The following is a 19,983-nucleotide window of genomic DNA, read 5'->3' on the forward strand; positions in this document are numbered from 1 at the left end:
GATGAGCGTCAAAAACCTGGAAGACCTGCTGGGCGGTGCGGACAGTGCTGGCCTTCGAGGCCGCTACGTGCTGGTGCGCAGCGACCTGAACGTCCCGCTCGACGGGTCGGCCATCACCGACGACGGCCGGGTCCGCGCCGCGCTGCCGACGATCAAGAAGCTCGCCGACGCGGGCGCGAAGGTCGTCGTCACCGCGCACCTCGGCCGCCCCAAGGGCGAGCCGGACCCGAAGTTCACGCTCGCGCCGGTCGCGAGGCGGCTGAGCGAGCTGCTCGGCGCCGAGGTCCCTCTGGCCGGCGACCTCGTCGGCGAGTCGGCGAAGGCGCTGACCGCCGGACTGGCCGACGGCAGCGTCGTGCTGCTGGAGAACGTGCGCTTCGACGCGCGCGAGACCAGCAAGGACGCCGTCGACCGCTCTGAGCTGGCGGCCGAGCTGGCCGCGCTGACGCCGGGCGGGGCGTTCGTCTCCGACGGCTTCGGCGTCGTGCACCGCAAGCAGGCCTCGGTCTACGAGATCGCCGCGGTGCTCCCGGCGTACGCGGGCGGCCTCGTGCTGGCCGAGCTGGACGTGCTGAAGAAGCTCACCGACGACGTCAAGCGGCCGTACGTGGTCGCGCTCGGCGGCTCGAAGGTGTCCGACAAGCTCGGCGTCATCGCGAACCTGCTCACCAAGGTCGACCGGCTGCTCATCGGCGGCGGCATGGCGTACACGTTCCTCAAGGCCAAGGGCTACGAGGTCGGCACGTCGCTGCTGCAGGAAGACCAGCTCGACCAGGTCAAGGGTTTCCTCGCCGAGGCCGAGAAGCGCGGCGTCGAACTGGTGCTGCCGGTCGACGTGCTCGCAGCCGTTGGGTTCGCCGCCGACGCGCCGTACGAGGCCGTCGACGTCACCGCCATCCCGGCCGACCGCATGGGCCTCGACATCGGCCCGCGCAGCGCCGAGCTGTTCGCGCAAAAGCTCGCCGACGCGGCGACCGTCTTCTGGAACGGCCCGATGGGCGTCTTCGAATTCGAGGCGTTCGCAGGCGGCACCCGCGCGGTGGCCGAGGCACTCGTGAATAGCGACGCGTTCACCGTCGTCGGCGGCGGCGATTCGGCGGCCGCGGTGCGGCAGCTGGGCCTGCCCGAGGACGGCTTCTCGCACATCTCCACCGGCGGCGGCGCCTCGCTGGAGTACTTGGAAGGCAAGGAGCTGCCCGGCGTGGCGGCGCTGGAGGGGAAGAACTAAGTGGCACGCAAGCCCCTGGTGGCAGGCAACTGGAAGATGAACCTCAACCACCTCGAGGCCATCGCCCTGGTGCAGAAGATCGCCTTCGCGCTGCCGGAGAAGTACTACGCGAAGGTGGACGTGACGGTGCTGCCGCCGTTCACCGACATCCGCAGCGTGCAGACCCTGATCGACGCCGACAAGCTCTCGCTCACCTACGGCGCGCAGGACCTGTCGCCGCAGGACTCGGGCGCGTTCACCGGCGACATCTCCGGCCCGATGCTGGCGAAGCTGGGCTGCAGCTTCGTCACCGTCGGCCACTCGGAGCGGCGCGCGATCCACGGCGAGACCGACGAGCTGGTCAACAAGAAGGTCAAGGCCGCGCTCAAGCACGGCATCACGCCGATCCTGTGCGTGGGCGAGGAACTCGAGATCCGCGAAGCGGGAGAGCACCTCGAGCACACCCGCAACCAGCTCATCGAGGGTCTCAAGGGACTCAAGGCCGAGCAGGTGCAGGCCGTCGTGATCGCGTACGAGCCGGTGTGGGCCATCGGCACCGGCAAGGTCGCGACCGCGGCCGACGCCGAAGAGGTCTGCAAATCCCTGCGCGGGACGCTGTCGGAGAAGTACGGCGACGAGGTCGCCACCGCGGTCCGCGTGCTCTACGGCGGCTCGGTGAAAGCCGGGAACGTCTCGGAGCTGGTGGGCGCGGACAACATCGACGGGGCGCTGGTCGGAGGCGCGAGCCTGGACGGCGAGGAGTTCACCAAGCTCTGCGCGCTCGCCGCCGGTGGCCCGCTGCCCTGATCGTGGGCACTACCGGGTAGCCTGTGTGTTCGGTCCGTCACTAGAGCAGTGGACGAGTCCAGGGGTACGGTGAAGATCCGCACATTGTGCGGGTCCGGCCGTACCCCTGCATGCTCCGACAAGCACAGAGGATGACATGAAGCTGTTCCTGCAAATCCTGTTGATCGTCTCCAGCGTGCTGCTGGTAGTGGCCGTGCTGCTGCACCGCGGCCGGGGCGGCGGCCTGTCGTCGCTGTTCGGCGGCGGGATGCAGTCCAGCCTGGCTGGCTCCAGCGTGGCCGAGAAGAACCTCGACCGGATCACGCTGTTGCTGGCCGCGGTCTGGGTGATCAGCATCGTGGGCATCGGCCTCCTGCTCAAGGTATGACCGGGTCCCCGGAAGGGGACTTGCGATCGGCGTGCCTATTGGGGGGCGCGCCGCCGATTCCAACGGGTGAGGATTCATGGTTGGCGGTAACGCGATTCGCGGCACCCGCGTGGGTGCCGGTCCTTCGGGCGAATCGGAGCGGGGTGAATCGGCGCCACGGCGCCGGGTGTCCTATTGGTGTGCGAACGGGCACGAGGCCCGCCCGTCGTTCTCGATGGACGCGGAGGTCCCCGAAGAATGGGATTGCCCGCGCTGCGGGCTTCCCGGCGGGCAGAACGAGCAGAATCCGCCCGCCGCGCCCCGTACCGAGCCCTACAAAACGCATCTGGCTTACGTGAAGGAACGCCGCAGCGACGCCGACGGTGAGGCCATCCTCGCCGAAGCGCTCGAGCGCCTCCGCCAACGCCGCGAATTGATCTGAGGCACGGTTTTCTCCGGGACCACCGGCTTCCCGTCCGCGAGGGCGAGGGCCGGTGGTTTTTTAGTTCCCGGGGCGGATCCCGGGTGGTCTGGACCGAGGCAGGTCCAGACCTCTGCGGGCCGGGCGGCGGAGTCCTGACGGGGGCGCTCTCGTGCGGACTGCGGCGGCTGGGCGGTCTGGCCAGTGTGGAGGCAGGTCCAGACCTCTGCGTGGCGGGCGGCTGAGTGTGGTGGGGACCTCTCGTGCGGAGTGCGGGGCCCGGGTGGTCCGGCCAGTGTGGAGGCAGGGCTGGACCTGCGGGTCGGCTGAGTCCGGCGGAGACGCTCCGGTCCGGACTGCGGGGGCCTGAGTGTGCCCGGATGGTCCACACCGGCCAGCGGAAGGTCCAGACCACCGAGAGCGGGCGGCTAAGTCCGGCGAGGAACGTTCCCCGCGAACCGCGGGGACGGGTTGCCGCCCAAGCGGTCCAGGCCCGTCAGGGCAAGGTCTAGACCTCCGGAAAAGGCACGTTTCCGTTCCGGCGTGGGCAAGTCCCCGGCGCGAGCCGGTTCTTGACCGGTCCAGGCCAATCCCGGCCCAGGCTCAGCGGTCCAGCGGATACCGTGCCCGCACCCGGAACCCGCCGTCCTCCGTTCCGGATGTTTCGAAGCTTCCGCCCAGCAGCCGGGCGCGTTCGGCGAGTCCGGTGAGTCCGTGGCCGCCCGACGGGAACGCTTCGCCCGCGCGGCAGGCGCGGGCGTTCTCCACCTCGATGTCCAGCGCGCCGCTCGCCGCGTGGATGCGGATCGTGGCCGTCGCGCCGGGAGCGTGTTTGTGGACGTTCGTCAGGCATTCCTGCACCGTCCGGTACGCCGCAGCCGAGACCTGGCTCGGCAACGTGTCCGGGAGCTGCTCGACGGTCAGCTGCACCGGCACGTCGCACTCGCGGATGAGATGGTCCAGTTCTCCGATCCCGGGCCGCGGGCCGTCGTCTCCGGAGCCGGAGCGCAGGACGCTCACCAGGGAGCGCAGTTCCTCCAGCGTCCGTGTCGACAGCTGGCGGATGACCTGCGCCGTCTCCAGCGCCGGGCCGTCCTTGGCCTGTGCCTGCAGCGCGCCGGCCTGCATGGCGATCAGCGTGATCTGGTGGGACACCACGTCGTGCATTTCGCGGGCCAGCCGCGCGCGTTCCTCGGCACGGACCGCGTCGGCGTGGAAGCGGCGTTCGCGGTCGCGGCTCTTCGCCAGTTCGCGCAGTTTCGCCGAGATCTCCGCGCGCGCCCCGATCAGCAGGCCGATCGCGATCGGCATTCCGGCGACCAGTACGCCGTAGATCCCGTCGAGGACGTGTTCGCGCCAGCTCAGTTCCGCGAACTCCGGCAGCGGCCACCGCACGAACCGGCAGGTGAACACCAATCCCGCGCCGACCCAGGTCTGCCAGTGCAATTGCCGCCGCGTCGCGAGCATGCCCAGGTTGAGCATCGACGCCAGCTGCGCCCATCCGGCCAAGAATCCCGGAACCGCGGCGAGCACCGCGAGGAACGGGAAACGCCGCCGCACCACGACCGCGAGACACGCGGCGGCCGACAGGTACAGCGAATAGGGCTGCGCCTTCGGCGGCACGACGAGCCAGACGTCGAGCACCGCCAGCAGCACGACCACCGCTTCGACGGCGATCGTCGCGACGAGGGGTTTCCGGAACACGGCGAACGCGCCGGTCAGGCTGGCGCGCCTGGCTCGCCGAGCCGCTCTCGCTGCGGAGCTGCTCATCGAGATGCCAGGAATCGAGAGTCCCTCAGTGCTCATCGCGGCGACCCCATTCGTCTTGTGGACTTAGTGATGAGATGCTCCGGCCACCCGATCGGGACGCGCGGCGGTGAACAAATGTGCGGATGCTAACGGGAACGTGTGTGTTGCCAGTAAGTTTCACCCAGAGTGGTTCTTGTGGTGTTGTAATCTCCACAACTGCTCCAACGGGATGAACTAAGCGCGGTCGACATCACCTAGTGTCGATCACATCACCTTATGTTCACCATACGGCGGTTCCCACATACTGGTGAGCCGCTTTTTGGCGGAGTGTCAGTTACTCCATTTGCCGCCCAGGTCGAGACCGGAACCGAACCACGCGAACAGGGGAGAGATCACCCGTGCGGGTGGTCGGGATGTGTCGCAGCGCAGTCGAAGGCCGCCGCGTCGTGGCGAGCACGACGCGGCGGCCTTCGGGTAGTGGGCCTGTTGAGGCTTACGCGGGCGTCTCCGCGGTCGCGACGAGCACCGCGCGGCCGAGCACGTGGCCGAACATGGTGAACCCGAGGACGGCGGGCGTCGCGTCGGCCGGGACGCCGATCGTCTCGACGTCCAAGGCGTGCACGACGACGAAGTAGCGGTGTTCGCCGTGGCCGGCGGGCGGGGCCGCGCCGATGAAACGCGCGGCCCCGGCGTCGTTGCGCAGCTGGAAAGCGTCGTCGGGCAGGTCGGAGCCGGTGTCGTCGCCCGCGCCTTCCGGCAGGTCGGCGACGGTGCCGGGGACATCGGCGACGGCCCAGTGCCAGAAGCCGGAGCCGGTCGGCGCGTCGGCGTCGTAGACCGTGACGGCGTAGCTCTTCGTGCCTTCCGGCGCGCCGGTCCAGGACAGCTGCGGCGACGTGTCCTTGCCGCCGGGCACGCCGAAAATCCCGGAGAACTGCTCGGCGGACCAGGCCGCGCCGTCGGCGACGGTCGTGCTGGTGACGGTGAAGCTCGGCACCTCGGGAAGGCGCGCGAACGGGGAGTTGGCGGACATGGGTTCCTCTCGCTGGAAGCGATACCTCATCGACGATCGAATTAATAATCGATGATTTGTCAGATCGTCTATCCTGAGGGCATGAAGCAGATGCTGTCCGAGCAGATCTACGACCAGGTCCGCGCCGCGATCATGCGCGGCGAGGTCGAGCCGGGGCAGGCGCTGAAACCGCAGGAGCTGGCGGCGCGGTACGAGGTCAGCCTCGCCGTGGTGCGGGAGGCACTGGTCCGGTTGGCCGGGGAGGGGCTGGCGGAACGGCTGACGAACCGCGGCTTCGCGGTGCCGGCGCTCGCCGATCGGCGGTGGCAGGAGATCATCGAGGCGCGCCAGACGGTCGAGCCCGCGATGCTGCGGTTGTCGGTCGCGCGCGGCGATCTGGAGTGGGAGACGCGGGTGCGCGCGGCGGGGCACCGGCTCGCCCGGACGCCGATGTATGTGCCCGACGAGGGCAGCTACTACTCCGCTGCGTGGGCGGAGGCGCACCGCTTGTTCCACCGCACGCTGCTCGACGGCTGCGCGAACGCGGTGCTGTTGGAGAATTTCGACCGGATGTGGACGGCGAGCGAACTGGCCCGGCGGTGGACGGTGCACCCGGCGCACCGGCTCCCGGTGGAGGACGTGCTCGCCCAGCACGAGGGGCTGGAACGGGCGGCGCTGGGCCGGGATCCGGAGGAAGCGGCGGGGTTGCTGATGGAGCACCTGGCGGCGACGGCGGCGGTGCTGACCGGGGCGGAGGCGGCGGGGGAGTAGCGGCTCGTGAGTGTTGATCGCGGTTAGAACCGGGATAGGCGCGCACGGCCCCTGCCCGCACGCTTCCCTTGCCCCGCAACGAAAAAGGCTCCCCGCGCCAACGCGCGAGGAGCCCCTCCGGCAAACAGTCTTACTCGGCTGGCGGCTCGTACACCTTCGTCAGCTTCCCGGCCGCCTCGCGGTCCAGGAGCCACAGTGTCCGCCGGTAGCCGCGAGCGCCCGAGACGGGGATCTGCGTTTCTGGCGCACCGGCCAGCGCCTGCGCGACCGCGTCCGCCTTGGCGGTGCCTGCCGTCATCAGCCACACCTCGCGGGCGCGGCGGATAGCGGGCAGCGTAAGCGACACACGCGTCGGCGGGGGCTTCGGGCAGTCGCGGACCGGCACCACCGAGCGCTGTGTTTCGCGCACCTCGGCGGTTTCCGGGAACAGCGACGCCGTGTGGCCCTCGCCGCCGAGGCCCAGCAGCATGATGTCGAACTCCGGCACGTCCGCGCCGGGGCCCGCCGCGTCGGAGAGGACCTTCGCGTAGGCCTCGGCGGCCGCGTCGACGTCGTCGCCGAACTCGCCGTCCGACGGGGCCATCGCGTGCACCCGCTCCGGAGCCAGCGGCACGTGGTCGAGCAGGGCTTCGCGCGCGCCCTTCTCGTTGCGCTCGTCCGAATCCGCCGGGACGAAGCGCTCGTCGCCCCAGTAGATGTCCAACCGCGACCAGTCGATCGCGTCCCGCGCGCTCGACTCCCGCAGCTCCCGCAGCACGGCGATGCCGGTGCCGCCGCCGGTGAGCACCACCGACGCCGCACCGCGAGCTGCCTGCACGTCGACGATGCGGGTCACCAGGCGGGCCGCAGCGGCCGCGGCCAGCAGGTCCGGGTTCTCGTAGACGACGACCTCGGTCCGGCTCATGAGGCGCTCTTTTCCGCCGTCTTCCGGCCGGTCGCCTTCGGCTTCGCCGCCGCGGGCTTGGCGGCGGGAGCCTTGGCGGCAGCGGGCTTGGACCCGTTGGACGCCGCGATCTTGTGCAGCCCGTGCAGCGCCGCCTCGTAGATCTCGTCCGGGTCGAGCCGCCGGAGTTCCTCCACGAGGCACTCCGGATTGCTGCGCCGCTGCAACGCGATCCGCCGCGTCGGCTGGCCCGGCTGGGTCAGCGTGCCGACCCGCCCGTCCGGCCGCGTCAGCTCCACCGCGCCCGATTTCCGCTCCAGCTTCACCGAGATGATGCCCTGCGCGCTCGAGCTTTTGACCCGGTGCACCGGTGCCTTGAGGTACTCGGCGAGCCAGCCCGCGAGCAGTTCGGTGGACGGCGAATCGGCCTCGCCGGTCACCGTGGCGCTCGTGATCTTCTCGTACGGCGGGAGGTCCAGCGCCGACACCAGCTGTGCCCGCCAGTGGGTCAGCCGGGTCCACGCCAGGTCGGTGTCACCCTCCACATAGGACTTCGCACGCGTGGTGAGAGACCTTATCGGGCTCTTTTCCGCGGCGGAGTCGGTGATCCGCCGCTGTGCCAGATGGCCGAGCGGATCCTCCGCGGGGGCCTTCGGACCGGCCCCGGGCCACCAGGTGACGATCGGCGCGTCCGGCAACAGCAGCGGCACCACGGCGCTCTGCCCCTGCGCGGCCAGCGGACCGTACAGCCGCAGCACGATGACCTCGCTCGCGCCGGCGTCGCCGCCGACGCGGATCTGGCCGTCTATGCGCGGCGCGGCCGTGCGCGCGCCCTTCGCCAAGACGATCACCCGCGACGGGTGCTCGCGGCTGGCGTCGTTCGCGGCCTCGATGGCTTCCTCGAGCTTGGCGTCGTCATCCGCGACGATCACCAGCGTCAGCACCCGGCCGAGCGCGACCTGGCCGCCCTGCTCGCGGATCTCCACCAGTTTCTTGTTCAGCGCCGACGTCGTGGTCGACGGCAGGTCGATGATCACGGACGCCTCCAGTGCCTGCCGGTACGTTCCATCATTTCGTCCGCGGACTTCGGTCCCCAGCTGCCCGGCGGGTACTGCTCCGGCGCGGTGCCGAGCTTCGCCCAGTGCGAGAGCACCGGGTCGAGGATTTCCCACGACAGCTCGACTTCCTCGTTCACCGGGAACAGCGACGGCTCGCCCAGCAGCACGTCCAGGATCAGCCGCTCGTAGGCCTCCGGCGACGATTCGGTGAACGCGTGGCCGTAGCCGAAGTCCATCGTGACGTCGCGGACCTCCATCGTGGTCCCCGGCACCTTCGAGCCGAACCGCAGCGTGATGCCCTCGTCCGGCTGCACGCGGATGACCAGCGCGTTCTGCCCCAGCTCCTCGGTGGAGGTGGAGTCGAACGGCAGGTGCGGCGCGCGCTTGAACACGACCGCGATCTCGGTGACGCGACGGCCGAGCCGCTTGCCGGTGCGCAGGTAGAACGGCACGCCCGCCCAGCGGCGGTTCTGCACCTCCAGCGTCACCGCGGCGTAGGTCTCGGTGGTCGAGTCCTTCGCGAATCCCGCTTCCTGCAACAGCCCGGGCACCTTGGTGCCGCCCTGCCAGCCGCCCGCGTACTGCCCGCGCGCGGTGGTCTGGTCCAGCGGCAGCATCGGCTTGGTCGCCGCCAGCACCTTGGCCTTCTCCGAGCGCAACGCCTTGGGCTCGAAGGAAAGCGGCTCGTCCATCGCGGTGAAGGCGAGCAGCTGCAGCAGGTGGTTCTGGATGACGTCGCGCGCGGCGCCGATCCCGTCGTAGTACCCCGCGCGGCCGCCGAGGCCGATGTCCTCGGCCATGGTGATCTGCACGTGGTCGATGAAGTTGGCGTTCCAGATCGGCTCGAACAGCTGGTTCGCGAAGCGCAGCGCCAGGATGTTCTGCACCGTCTCCTTGCCGAGGTAGTGGTCGATGCGGAACACCGACTCCTCGGGGAAGACGTCGTTCACGATCGCGTTGAGCTCCTTGGCGCTCTTGAGATCGTGGCCGAACGGCTTCTCGATGACCACGCGCCGCCAGGTGTTCTCGTCGGCCTGCGCGAGGCCCGAGCGCGCCAGCTGCTTGGTCACCACCGGGAACGCGCCCGGCGGGATCGACAGGTAGAACGCCGTGTTGCCGCCGGTGCCGCGTTCCTCGTCCAGCTCGCGCACGGTCTGCGCGAGCCGGTCGAAGGCGTCGTCGTCGTCGAAAGTGCCCTGGACGAACCGGATTCCTTCGGCGAGCCGGTTCCACACCGACTCCTTGAACGGCGTCCGCGCGTGCTCCCGCACCGAATCGTGCACCAGCTCGCCGAAGTCCTGGTGTTCCCAGTCCCGGCGGGCGAAACCGACCAGCGAGAACCCGGCGGGCAGCAGCCCGCGGTGCGCGAGGTCGTAGATGGCGGGCATGAGCTTCTTGCGCGCCAGGTCGCCGGTGACTCCGAAGATCACCAGGCTCGACGGCCCGGCGATCCGCGGCAGCCGCTTGTCGCGGGGATCCCGCAGCGGGTTGCGCCAGGTCACTGGGCGGCCTCCTGCACTGCCCGGACGAGCTCGGCGAGCCCGGCGGCGCGGTCGGTCAGGTGCAGCCGCAGCACCGGACGCCCGTGCTCGGCGAGAACCTGGCCGTCGCCGAGCGCCTGCGCGTGCTGGAGCTGCCCCAGCGTGTACGGGCGGTCCGGCACCGGCAGGTCGTCCTCGACGGCGCCGGTGATCTGCAGGAAGCTGCCGTTCTGGTGGCCGCCCTTGTGGTACTGCCCGGTGGAGTGCAGGAACCGCGGGCCCCAGCCGAACGTGGTCTGCACGCCGGTCCGCTTGGCGATTTCGGCGCGCAGCAACGAAGTCGACGCGTCGTCCAGCCGGTCGAGGTAGGCCTGCACGGCGAAGTACCCGCCGTCGGCCACCGAACCGAAGAACGCGCGCAGGACGTCGGCCAGTTTGCCGTCCGTCGAAACTCCTTCGCTGCCGAAGACTTCGACCGCACCGTCCACAGTGGCCGGTGCTTCGCCGCCCTTCAGCTTCTCCGGGTCGTCCAGCAGCGCGCGAGCCGCCTTCTTGGCCGCCTCGACGTCCGGCTGGTCGAACGGGTTGATCTCCAGCAGCCGTCCGACGAGCGCGGTCGCGAACTCCCACAACAGGAACTGCGCGCCGAGCGGGCCGGTCACCGAGATCTGCGCCGCGCCTTCCGGGGCTCCGATCGCGACCGCGGTCGCGTCCTTGCCGTGGTCGGCGAACCCGGGAGCGTCCGGGCCCTCGACGGCCACCGGCAGCAGGCCGGTGCCGAGTTTGCCGGTGGATTCGGCGATCAGTTGCTCCGCCCAGTCCGGGAATCCAGGCAAATAGTTCGAGCTGCCGGAATCCGTTGCCGCTAACACGACCTTCTCCGCGCCCGCTTCGTGCGCCGCGCCCCAAGCCGCCGCCAGCTGCACGGCCGGGTTCTCCGCGGTGTCCTCGGCGAGCGTTTCCGCCACCGACGCGGCCTGGTCGAGCAGCCGCGCGATGTCCGCGCCCGCGAGACCGGCGGGCACGAGGCCGAACGCGGTCAGCGCGGAGTAGCGGCCGCCGACGTGCGGGTCGGCGAGGAAGGTCTTGCGGTAGCCCTCTTTCTCCGCCAGTTCGGAGAACGGGGAGCCGGGATCGGTGACGACGACGATGCGCCGCGCCGCGTCGATCCCGGCGTCCGCGAACGCCTTGGCGAAAATCCGGCGGTGGCTGTCGGTCTCCACGGTGCCGCCGGATTTCGACGACACCACGATGACCGTGCGCTCGAGGTCGCCCGCGAGCGCGTCGGCCACCTGGCCGGGGTCGGTCGTGTCGAGCACCGTGAGCGGGACGCCGGCGGTGGCGGTGATGACCTCCGGCGCGAGCGACGAGCCGCCCATGCCGGCGAGCACCACGCGGTCCACGCCCTCGCTGCGCAGTTCCGCGCGCAGCGTTTCGATTTCCCCGATCAACGGACGCGACGACTTGTGCAACGTCGTCCAGGACAATCGGATCGACGCTTCGGACTCGGCGTCCGGACCCCACAGCGTGGAGTCCTTGGCGGCGAGCTTGGCAGCGGCGCCGTCGGCGGCCAGCCGCTGCGCCAGCGGCGCTGCCTTTTCTGCCAGTTCGGCGTCGACGATCACGACGCCGGTTTCGTCCCCGCTCATGGTCTCTGGTTCAGCCCCTCGCTTTGTTCAGCTGCCCGGTCACCGTGTCCAGCAGTTCCTGCCAGGACTTCTCGAACTTCTCGACGCCCTCGGTCTCCAGCGTCACGAACACGTCCGGCACGTCGATGCCGGCCGCCGACAGCTTGTCGAAGACCGCCTGCGCCTGCTCGCCCTTTCCGGAAACCGTGTCGCCGGTGATCTCGGCGTGGTCGGCGACCGAGTCCATGGTCTTCTCGGGCATCGTGTTCACGACGTCCTTGACCACGAGCTGGTCGACGTAACGGGTGTCGGAGTAAGCCGGGTCCTTCACGCCGGTGGAGGCCCACAGCGGACGCTGCGCGTTCGCACCCGCCTCGGCGAGCGCCTTCCACTGGTCGGTGGCGAACAGCTTCTCGAAGGCCGCGTACGCGAGCCGCGCGTTGGCGATGGCCGCCTCGCCCAGCAGCGCCTTGGCCTCGTCGGTGCCGATCGCGTTCAGCCGCTTGTCGACCTCACTGTCCACACGGGACACGAAGAACGACGCGACCGAGTGGATGCCCTTGAGGTCGTGGCCGTTGGCCTTCGCCTGCTCCAGACCGGCGAAGAAGGCCTTGATGACGGCCTCGTAGCGCTCGACGGAGAAGATCAGCGTGACGTTGACGCTGATGCCCTCGGCGAGCACCGCGGTGATCGCGGGCAGGCCCTCTTCGGTCGCCGGGATCTTGATCATCACGTTCGGCCGGTCGACGGTCTTCCACAGGTCCTTGGCCTCGGCCACCGTCTTGTCGGTGTCCTTCGCCAGGCGCGGGTCCACCTCGATGGACACGCGGCCGTCGACGCCGTTCGTGGCGTTGTACACGTCGCGGAACAGGTCCGCGGCGTTGCGCACGTCGGTGGTGGTCAGCTCCCGGACGGTGCCGTCGAGGTCCGCGCCGCGCGCGGCGAGCTCGTTGACCTGCTCGTCGTAGGCGGCGCCGTTCGACAGCGCGTTCGCGAAGATCGTCGGGTTGGTGGTCACGCCGACGACGTGCTTGTCGCGGACGAGCCCGGCGAGGTTGCCCGAGTTCAGGCGCTCCCGCGAAAGGTCGTCCAGCCAGATCGAGACGCCTGCTTCGGACAGCTGTGCGAGTCGGTCAGTCATCGTGATCCCCTTTCAGTTCTTGGTGTTGGCGATCGAACGACGGGCGGCGTCGACCACGGCCTCGGCGGTGAAGCCGAACTCGCGGAACAGCGTCGCGGCGTCGGCCGAGGCTCCGTAGTGCTCGATCGACACGTTCTCGCCGGCGTCGCCGGTGAAGCGCTGCCACGGCATCGCGATCCCGGCCTCGACCGAAACGCGGGCCTTGACCGTCGGCGGCAGGACGGCGTCCTTGTAGTCCTGGTCCTGCGCGTCGAACCACTCGACACACGGCATCGAGACCACGCTGGTGGGGATGCCGTCGGCCTCGAGGGTCTTGCGCGCCTCGACGGCCAGCTGGACCTCGGAACCGGTCGCGATCAGCACGACCTCCGGGGTGCCGTTGGACGCCTCGGCCAGCACGTAGCCGCCCTTCTTGACGCCCTCGGCGTTCGTGCCCTCCAGCACCGGCACGTTCTGCCGGGTCAGCGCGAAGCCGGACGGGTGGTGCACGTCCTCCAGCACGGCCTTCCACGCGTACGCGGTCTCGTTGGCGTCCGCCGGGCGGACGACGTTGAGGCCCGGGATCGCGCGCAGCGCGGCGACCTGCTCGATCGGCTGGTGCGTCGGGCCGTCCTCGCCGAGACCGATCGAGTCGTGCGTCCACACGTAGATGACCGGGGCCTTCATCAGCGCGGCGAGCCGGACCGGCGGGCGCATGTAGTCGGAGAAGGTCAGGAAGGTCGCGCCGTACGGGCGGGTGCCGCCGTGCAGCGCGATGCCGTTGAGGATCGAGCCCATCGCGTGCTCGCGGATGCCGAAGTGCAGCGTGCGGCCGTACGGGTTGGTCTTCCACATGTCGGTGCCGGCCGCGGCCGGGCCGAACGAGTCGGCGCCCTTCATGGTGGTGTTGTTGCTCTCCGCGAGGTCCGCGGAACCGCCCCACAGCTCGGGCAGCGGCTCGGCCAGCGCGTTGAGCACCTCGCCGGAGGCCTTGCGGGTGGCGACGCCCTTGGCGTCCGGCTCCCAGGTCGGCAGGTTGTCCGCGAAGCCCTCGGGCAGCGTGCGGGTCGACAGCCGGTCGGCCAGCTTCTTGCGCTCCGGGTTCGCCGCGGCCCACGCCTCGTAGCGCTCCTGCCATTCGGCGCGCTGCTTCTCGCCGCGCTCGATCGCCTGGCGGGTGTGCGCGAGAACCGCTTCGTCGACGTCGAAGTTCTTCTCCGGGTCGAAGCCCAGCGCCTTCTTGACGCCGGCGACCTCTTCCGCGCCCAGCGCCGCGCCGTGCGCCTTGCCGGTGTTCATCTTCGTCGGGGCCGGGTAGCCGATGATCGTGCGCACCTGGATGAACGACGGCCGCTGCGTCTCGGCCTGCGCCGCCTTGATGGCCGCCTCGAGCGCGACGACGTCCTCGCCGCCCTCGACGGTCTGCACGTGCCAGCCGTAGGCCTCGTACCGCTTCGCGACGTCCTCGGACAGCGCGATGTTGGTGTCGTCCTCGATGGAGATCTTGTTGTCGTCGTAGAAGACGATCAGGTTGCCCAGCTCCTGGCGGCCCGCGATGGACGAGGCCTCGGAGGTGACGCCCTCTTCGATGTCGCCGTCGGAGGCGATCACGTAGATGTGGTGGTCGAAGATGCTCTCGCCGGCCGGGGCGTCCGGGTCCAGCAGGCCGCGCTCGCGCCGCGCCGCCATCGCCATGCCGACGCCGTTCGCGAGGCCCTGGCCCAGCGGGCCGGTGGTGGTCTCGACGCCCTTGGTGTGCCGGTACTCCGGGTGGCCCGGGGTCTTGGAGCCCCAGCGGCGCAGCTGCTCGAGGTCTTCCAGCTCCAGGCCGAACCCGGCCAGGTAAAGCTGGATGTAGAGGGTCAGGCTGGAGTGCCCGGCGGAGAGGATGAACCGGTCGCGGGCGGGCCACTCCGGGTCGGCCGGGTCGTGCCGCATCGTGCGCTGGAACAGCGTGTACGCCAGCGGCGCCAGGCTCATCGCAGTGCCCGGGTGCCCGCTGCCGCAGTTTTCGACGGCGTCCGCGGCCAGCACGCGGGCGGTGTCTACGGCGCGGGTGTCGGTCTCGGTCCAGTCGGCCGGCAGGTTGCGCCGGAGCAAGGGGTTGGTCTCGCTGCTAGAGGTTTCGGACACTGAACTCGAACTCCTGCGTCGGTGAAGTGATGGCTGTATTCCGTGCGTGCCGCTCAAGTGCTGCGGTGTGCGCCCTCAGTTATCTCAATCGATCCCGAAGGGACGATATTCCTGCTGGCGGCGCTCTGCAGGCGGAGCGAGCGGCCCGACGCTGTCACCCTAGTGCGTACGCGTGCGCGCGAGCGCGGGCGACAGCCCTGCGGGTGAGGTGATCCTGCCCGCCTGCCCGTTCTCGGCTACCCGCCGCGGGCGTTCGCGACTCATCGCGCCCCGCCGCGGCCGACGTGACGGAGAAGACACCGCCGGGCGTGTCCCGGACCCGCGGGCGTCGGGCCGGTCCGCCACGTCTAACATCGATCGCGGGCCAGGCACGGAAGATATCCACGAGCACCGCCTCTTTCTTCCGGGCCGCCCGGCCCAGGACTGACTCAGGGAGAGAAATGTCGTTGGTGAACGCTGCGCACGGACGCAGTGAAGACACCAGCGCCGTACCCCCGGACGGCGGGCGACCGCGCGGGGCCCGGCGAAGCTTCCGCCAGGTGGCGGGCGCGTACGCCGCGCTGGCGAAGCCGCGCGTGATCGAGCTTCTCCTCGTCACCACGATCCCCGCGATGTTCCTCGCCGGGCGCGAGGTGCCGAACCCGTGGCTGGTGGTCGCGACGCTGGTCGGCGGCACGATGGCCGCGGGCAGCGCGAACGCGCTCAACTGCGTGATCGACAGCGACATCGACAAGGTCATGAACCGCACCAAGCGGCGCCCGCTGGTGAAGGACGCTGTGCCGCGGCGCAACGCGCTGATCTTCGGCCTCGTGCTGGGCGTCGCCTCGTTCGCCGTTCTGTACTTCACGGTGAACCTGCTGGCGGCGGTCCTCGCGATCGCGACCATCCTGTTCTACATCTTCGTCTACACCCTCGGCCTCAAGCGCCGGACGTCGCAGAACGTGGTCTGGGGCGGAGCCGCGGGCTGCATGCCGGTGCTGATCGGCTGGGTCGCGGTCACCGGCACCGTGCAGTGGCCCGCGTTCGTGATGTTCGGCGTGATCTTCTTCTGGACCCCGCCGCACACCTGGGCGCTGGGCATGAAGTACCGCGACGACTACGAGCGCGCGGGCGTGCCGATGCTCCCGGTCGTCGCGACCGCCGAGCACGTGGCCCGGCAGATCGTCATCTACTCGTGGGTGATGGTCGCCTGGACGCTGCTGCTGCTCCCGGTCACCAGCTGGCTGTACGCGACCTTCGCGATCCTCGCCGGCGGCTGGTTCCTCTTCTACGCGCACCGGCTGCAGGCCGCCGTGCACCGCGGCGAGGAAACGAAGCCGATGGCGCTGTTCCACCGGTCGAACACGTACCTGATGATCGTGTTCGTCGCGCTGGCGGTCGACTCGGCGATCGGCTTGCCGGTCCTCGGCCTGCCCTTCTGACCCGTTCTGACCCGTTTCGGACCGGGCAGGAATGGCCCGGGATCCTCGCCGGTTGCACTCTTCCGGCCCCGATCCCGACCTGAAAGCAGGACCTTTCCTTGCCCGAGGAACCGGCCTACGAAGCCGAGCTGCGCCGTGAACAGGCCTACACCGACGCCCTGTTCGCGAAGCTCGACTCCGAACGCACCCAGACCCAGCGCCGCCTCGACGAGACCCTGCGCCAGACCGGCGGGACGCCGCAGGCGCGGACCGAACGCGAAGCCGCCACGACCCTGCACAGCGACCGGCTCGCCCAGCTCGGATCGGTCGAGCAGGGATTGTGCTTCGGGCGGCTGGACTTCGTGCCGGGCAGCACCTCCGAAGACACCGACGAGACCGCCTACATCGGACGGCTCGGGCTGTTCGACGAGGACGACGACTACCGGCCGCTGCTGATCGACTGGCGCGCGCCGGTCGCGCGGCCGTTCTACCTCGCCACCGCCGCTTCGCCGGACGGGGTTCGCCGCCGCCGGCACCTGCGGTCGCTGAGCCGTCGCGTCACCGGGTTCGACGACGAGATCCTCGACCTGACTGCCGCTGACCAGGGCCAAGACCTCGGGCTGGCCGGCGAGGCGGCGCTGCTGGCCGCGCTGGAGCGCCGCCGGACCGGCGAGATGGCCGACATCGTCGCCACCATCCAGGCCGAGCAGGACCGGATCATCCGCGCGCCGCTGGGCGGGGTGATGGTGGTGCAGGGCGCGCCGGGCACCGGGAAGACCGCGGTCGCGCTGCATCGCGCGGCGTACCTGCTCTACACACACCGCCAGCAGCTGACCACGCGCGGCGTGCTGGTCGTCGGGCCGAACTCGACCTTCCTGCGCTACATCGGCCAGGTGCTGCCGTCGCTCGGCGAGACCGGCGTGCTGCTGTCGACCATCGGGCAGCTGTGGCCGGGCTTGGACGCCGACGGCGTGGAGACTCCGGAAGCGGCTGAGGTGAAGGGCCGGCTGGTGATGGCCGACGTGCTGGCCAAGGCGGTCCGGGATCGGCAAGGTGTACCCGATCCGGTGATCGAGATCGAGCACGAACGCGAGATCCTCAAGCTCGACCGGAAGACCTGTGCGCAAGCTCGCACCCGGGCGCGGCGCTCCCGGCGACCGCACAACCTCGCGCGAAGGCTGTTCGTCTCCGACGTGCTCGACGCGCTTACCCGGCAGGCCGCGCGCGGGTTGGGGGAGGAGTTGCTGGACGCGCAGGACGTCCAGGACATCCGTGCCGAGCTGGCGGCGAGCCCGGCGGTAGCCGCCGCGCTGAACTCGCTGTGGCCGAAGCTCACCCCGGGCGGCCTGCTGGACGACCTGTTCGCCGACCGCGAACACCTCGATCGGGCGGCGGGCGAGCTGCTGTCCGAAGAGGACCGCGAGCATCTGAAGAGCGGCCGCGACGCGAAGTGGACGCCCGCCGACGTGCCGCTGCTCGACGAATTGGCCGAGCTGCTCGGCACCGACGACTCCGAAGAAGAGGCCGAGGACAAGCGCCGCGAACGCGTCGAGCGGGCGTATGCCGAGGGCGTGCTGGACATCCTTGAACAGGACGAGGAAATCCAGGACGAGGAGATCCTTCGGGTGTCCGACGTGCTGGACGCCGAGTTGTTCGCCGAACGCCAGCAGGCGCGCAGCGAGCTGACCGCGGCGCAGCGTGCCGCGCAGGACCGGACGTGGACGTTCGGGCACGTGATCGTCGACGAGGCGCAGGAACTGTCCGCGATGGACTGGCGGCTGCTGATGCGCCGCACGCCGAACCGGTCGATGACACTGGTTGGCGACGTCGCGCAGACCGGGGCCGCCGGGGGAGCGCGGACCTGGGACGAGGTGCTGTCGCCCTACGTCGCGGACCGCTGGCGGCTTGAGCAGCTGACGGTGAACTACCGGACCCCGGCGGAGATCATGGCGGTGGCGGCGGGCGTGCTCGCCGAACTCGACGTGGACTTGGCCGCGCCGGTGTCGGTGCGGGAGACCGGGGTTCCGCCGTGGGGCGTGGAAGTCGTTTCGCTGGACGAGGAACTGCCCGCGCTGGTGAGCGCGGAACTGTCCGCTGTGGACGGTGGGACGGTCGCGGTGCTGGTGCCTGGCTCGCGCGTGGACGAGGTGCGGAAGCTGCTTCCCGAGGACGAACGGCTGAGCGTGCTGACCGTCGACCGTTCCAAGGGGCTGGAGTTCGACGGGGTCGTGCTGGTGTCGCCGGACGAGATCGTGGCGGGGTCGCCGCGCGGGCTCAACGACCTGTACGTGGCGCTGACCCGGGCGACGCAGCGGCTCGGCGTGGTGCGGACCGGTCCGGCGGTGCCCGCGCTCGGCGGGCTTGGTTAACCCGGACCCCGCCCCGCCCCCGCCCTCAACGGAACGGCTGCGCCGTGCGGATACAGTCAAGCATGCAGAACATCGGCAGGACAGCTGTCCTCGGCGCGGTCGTGGCGGTCGCCGCGTTCGGCCTCACGGCCTGCGGCGGCGACAGCGACGCGGCCCCGAGCCGCGAGTGCACCGCGGACGACATCAAGACCACCGGGAACTTCGGCCAGGTGCCGACGATCACCGTCCCGGACGACTGCGCCCCGCCGAAGAAGCTGCTCACCAAGGACCTCTCGGCGGGTGCCGGGAAGGCCGCGGCCGCCGGGTCGAAGCTGTCGATGAACTACCTGGTCGTCACCTGGTCGAACAAGAAGAAGCTGGACAGCTCGTTCGACCGCGGCGAGCCGTTCGGCCTCGACCTCGGCGCCGGACAGGTGATCGACGGCTGGGACCAGGGCCTCGTCGGCGTCAAACAGGGCGGGCGGCGGCTGATGATCATCCCGCCCGCCCTCGCCTACAAGGACGGCGGACGCGGCATCGCGCCCAACGAAACGCTGGTGTTCGTCACCGACGCGCTCTCGGTTTCCTGAGTCACGCTGACTTACGGAATCAGCAGGAGCTTCCCGGTCGTCCGGCGTCCCTGCAGGTCCTCGTGGGCCTTGCGGGCGTCGGCGAGCGGGTAGCGGCCGCCGATGCGGACGTTCAGCGAACCGTCCTGCACGGCGGCGAACAGTTCGCTGGCGCGCCAGTCGAGTTCCTCGCGGGTGCGCAGGTAGTGGCCGAGCGTCGGGCGGGTCAGGAACAGCGAGCCGCCGGAGTTGAGCCGCTGCGGGTCGATCGGCGGCACCGGGCCGCTGGCCGCGCCGAACAGCGCCAGCGTGCCGCGGATCTTCAGGCTGGCGAGGCTCCCGTCGATGGTGCTCTTGCCGACGCCGTCGTAGACCACGGCGACGCCCTCGCCGTTGGTCAGCTCACGGGTCACGGCGGCGAAGTCTTCCCGGTCGTAACGGATCACGTGGTCCGCGCCGGCACCGCGAGCCAATTCGGCCTTCTCGTCGGTGGACACGGTGCACAGGACTCGCGCGCCGCGCGCCTTCGCCAGCTGCACCAGCAGCAAACCGACGCCGCCGGCCGCGGCGTGGACGAGGATGTCGTCGCCTGCCCGCACTTCGTAGGTCGAACGCACCAGGTAGTGCGCCGTCATGCCCTGCAGCATCGTGGCCGCGGCGGTCTCGTCGGACACGCCGTCCGGCACCTTCACCGTGGCGCTGGCCGGGACCACCGCGCGCTGGGCGTAGCTGCCGAGCACGCCCTGCCAGGTCACCCGGTCGCCGGGGGAGAATTCGGTGACGCCCTCGCCGGTCTCCACGACCGTCCCGGCGCCCTCGGAACCGAGCACGAACGGCAGGTCGATCGGGTAGATGCCCTGGCGCTGGTAGGTGTCGATGTAGTTGACACCCGCCGCGGCGAGGTCGACCAGCAGTTCGCCCGCGCCGGGCGGGCCGGGCTCGATCTCGGCCAGTTCCAGCACTTCCGGGCCGCCGGTCCGGCTCACCTGCACTGCGGTCGGCATGGTTCCTCCTCGAGATGTGCGCGTCTGGCGTCCACTATGGCCGAGA

Annotated in this window: 17 protein-coding genes; 8 read left to right on the forward strand and 9 right to left on the reverse strand. The window is 70.2% G+C overall.

What is annotated here, in order from left to right; all coding sequences use genetic code 11:
• Position 1: 1 nt before the first annotated feature.
• The 4 genes from ACZ7SW_RS30890 (at position 2) to ACZ7SW_RS30905 (ending at position 2,802) form a co-directional block, all read left to right on the forward strand.
• A complete protein-coding gene (locus ACZ7SW_RS30890) occupies positions 2 to 1,228 on the forward strand; it encodes a phosphoglycerate kinase (RefSeq protein ID WP_470233877.1) in 1,227 nt (408 codons plus the stop codon).
• Positions 1,229 to 2,014, forward strand: coding sequence for a triose-phosphate isomerase (gene tpiA, locus ACZ7SW_RS30895; RefSeq protein ID WP_370938739.1), 786 nt, complete (start codon positions 1,229 to 1,231; stop codon positions 2,012 to 2,014).
• Positions 2,015 to 2,150: 136 nt separating this feature from the next.
• On the forward strand, positions 2,151 to 2,381 hold the full coding sequence (gene secG / locus ACZ7SW_RS30900) for a preprotein translocase subunit SecG (RefSeq protein WP_354738350.1): 231 nt from the start codon (positions 2,151 to 2,153) through the stop codon (positions 2,379 to 2,381).
• Positions 2,382 to 2,457: 76 nt separating this feature from the next.
• Complete coding sequence (locus ACZ7SW_RS30905; RefSeq protein ID WP_470233878.1) at positions 2,458 to 2,802, forward strand: RNA polymerase-binding protein RbpA; 345 nt, start codon at positions 2,458 to 2,460, stop codon at positions 2,800 to 2,802.
• Between the two features lie 582 nt (positions 2,803 to 3,384).
• On the opposite strand, the gene ACZ7SW_RS30910 is transcribed toward ACZ7SW_RS30905, so the two are convergent.
• On the reverse strand, positions 3,385 to 4,587 hold the full coding sequence (locus tag ACZ7SW_RS30910; RefSeq protein WP_470233879.1) for a sensor histidine kinase: 1,203 nt from the start codon (positions 4,585 to 4,587) through the stop codon (positions 3,385 to 3,387).
• 436 nt (positions 4,588 to 5,023) lie between these two features.
• Positions 5,024 to 5,563, reverse strand: coding sequence for a YbhB/YbcL family Raf kinase inhibitor-like protein (locus tag ACZ7SW_RS30915; RefSeq protein ID WP_470233880.1), 540 nt, complete (start codon positions 5,561 to 5,563; stop codon positions 5,024 to 5,026).
• A gap of 90 nt (positions 5,564 to 5,653) precedes the next feature.
• Here ACZ7SW_RS30915 and ACZ7SW_RS30920 point away from each other — a divergent pair, with 90 nt between their 5' ends.
• Positions 5,654 to 6,313 (forward strand): GntR family transcriptional regulator, encoded by a 660-nt coding sequence (locus ACZ7SW_RS30920; protein ID WP_470234095.1) that lies wholly within the window; start codon positions 5,654 to 5,656, stop codon positions 6,311 to 6,313.
• Between the two features lie 130 nt (positions 6,314 to 6,443).
• Here ACZ7SW_RS30920 and pgl read toward each other — a convergent pair whose 3' ends face one another.
• From pgl to tkt, 6 genes are read right to left on the reverse strand one after another with little or no spacing between them, the layout of a single operon-like run.
• The gene (gene pgl, locus ACZ7SW_RS30925; protein ID WP_370938736.1) at positions 6,444 to 7,217 is read right to left on the reverse strand and encodes a 6-phosphogluconolactonase; all 774 of its coding nucleotides are present in this window, start codon (positions 7,215 to 7,217) and stop codon (positions 6,444 to 6,446) included.
• Positions 7,214 to 8,233 (reverse strand): glucose-6-phosphate dehydrogenase assembly protein OpcA, encoded by a 1,020-nt coding sequence (gene opcA, locus ACZ7SW_RS30930; protein ID WP_470233881.1) that lies wholly within the window; start codon positions 8,231 to 8,233, stop codon positions 7,214 to 7,216. Before opcA ends, pgl begins: the two co-directional genes overlap by 4 nt.
• Positions 8,230 to 9,756: a glucose-6-phosphate dehydrogenase gene (gene zwf / locus ACZ7SW_RS30935; RefSeq protein WP_470233882.1), complete on the reverse strand. Its 1,527-nt coding sequence runs from the start codon at positions 9,754 to 9,756 to the stop codon at positions 8,230 to 8,232. The genes opcA and zwf overlap by 4 nt, the downstream gene beginning before the upstream one ends.
• Positions 9,753 to 11,384, reverse strand: coding sequence for a glucose-6-phosphate isomerase (locus ACZ7SW_RS30940; protein ID WP_470233883.1), 1,632 nt, complete (start codon positions 11,382 to 11,384; stop codon positions 9,753 to 9,755). Before ACZ7SW_RS30940 ends, zwf begins: the two co-directional genes overlap by 4 nt.
• Positions 11,385 to 11,394: 10 nt before the next feature.
• Positions 11,395 to 12,504, reverse strand: a complete 1,110-nt coding sequence (gene tal, locus ACZ7SW_RS30945; RefSeq protein WP_470233884.1) for a transaldolase — start codon at positions 12,502 to 12,504, stop codon at positions 11,395 to 11,397.
• A gap of 12 nt (positions 12,505 to 12,516) precedes the next feature.
• Positions 12,517 to 14,616 (reverse strand): transketolase, encoded by a 2,100-nt coding sequence (tkt, locus tag ACZ7SW_RS30950; RefSeq protein WP_470233885.1) that lies wholly within the window; start codon positions 14,614 to 14,616, stop codon positions 12,517 to 12,519.
• 440 nt (positions 14,617 to 15,056) lie between these two features.
• On the opposite strand from tkt, the gene ACZ7SW_RS30955 reads away from it, so the two are divergent.
• The 3 genes from ACZ7SW_RS30955 to ACZ7SW_RS30965 all read left to right on the forward strand — a co-directional run bounded on the left by ACZ7SW_RS30955 (position 15,057) and on the right by ACZ7SW_RS30965 (position 18,954).
• Positions 15,057 to 16,037 (forward strand): heme o synthase, encoded by a 981-nt coding sequence (locus tag ACZ7SW_RS30955; protein WP_470233886.1) that lies wholly within the window; start codon positions 15,057 to 15,059, stop codon positions 16,035 to 16,037.
• 98 nt (positions 16,038 to 16,135) lie between these two features.
• Positions 16,136 to 18,385, forward strand: coding sequence for a HelD family protein (locus tag ACZ7SW_RS30960; RefSeq protein ID WP_470233887.1), 2,250 nt, complete (start codon positions 16,136 to 16,138; stop codon positions 18,383 to 18,385).
• Positions 18,386 to 18,447: 62 nt separating this feature from the next.
• Positions 18,448 to 18,954 carry an FKBP-type peptidyl-prolyl cis-trans isomerase gene (locus ACZ7SW_RS30965; protein WP_470233888.1) on the forward strand — a complete coding sequence of 169 codons (507 nt, stop codon included), beginning with the start codon at positions 18,448 to 18,450 and terminating at the stop codon, positions 18,952 to 18,954.
• 11 nt (positions 18,955 to 18,965) lie between these two features.
• Here ACZ7SW_RS30965 and ACZ7SW_RS30970 read toward each other — a convergent pair whose 3' ends face one another.
• Complete coding sequence (locus tag ACZ7SW_RS30970) at positions 18,966 to 19,937, reverse strand: quinone oxidoreductase family protein (RefSeq protein WP_470233889.1); 972 nt, start codon at positions 19,935 to 19,937, stop codon at positions 18,966 to 18,968.
• Positions 19,938 to 19,983: the final 46 nt, after the last annotated feature.

It is taken from the genome of Amycolatopsis sp. NPDC114484, from assembly GCF_055633755.1.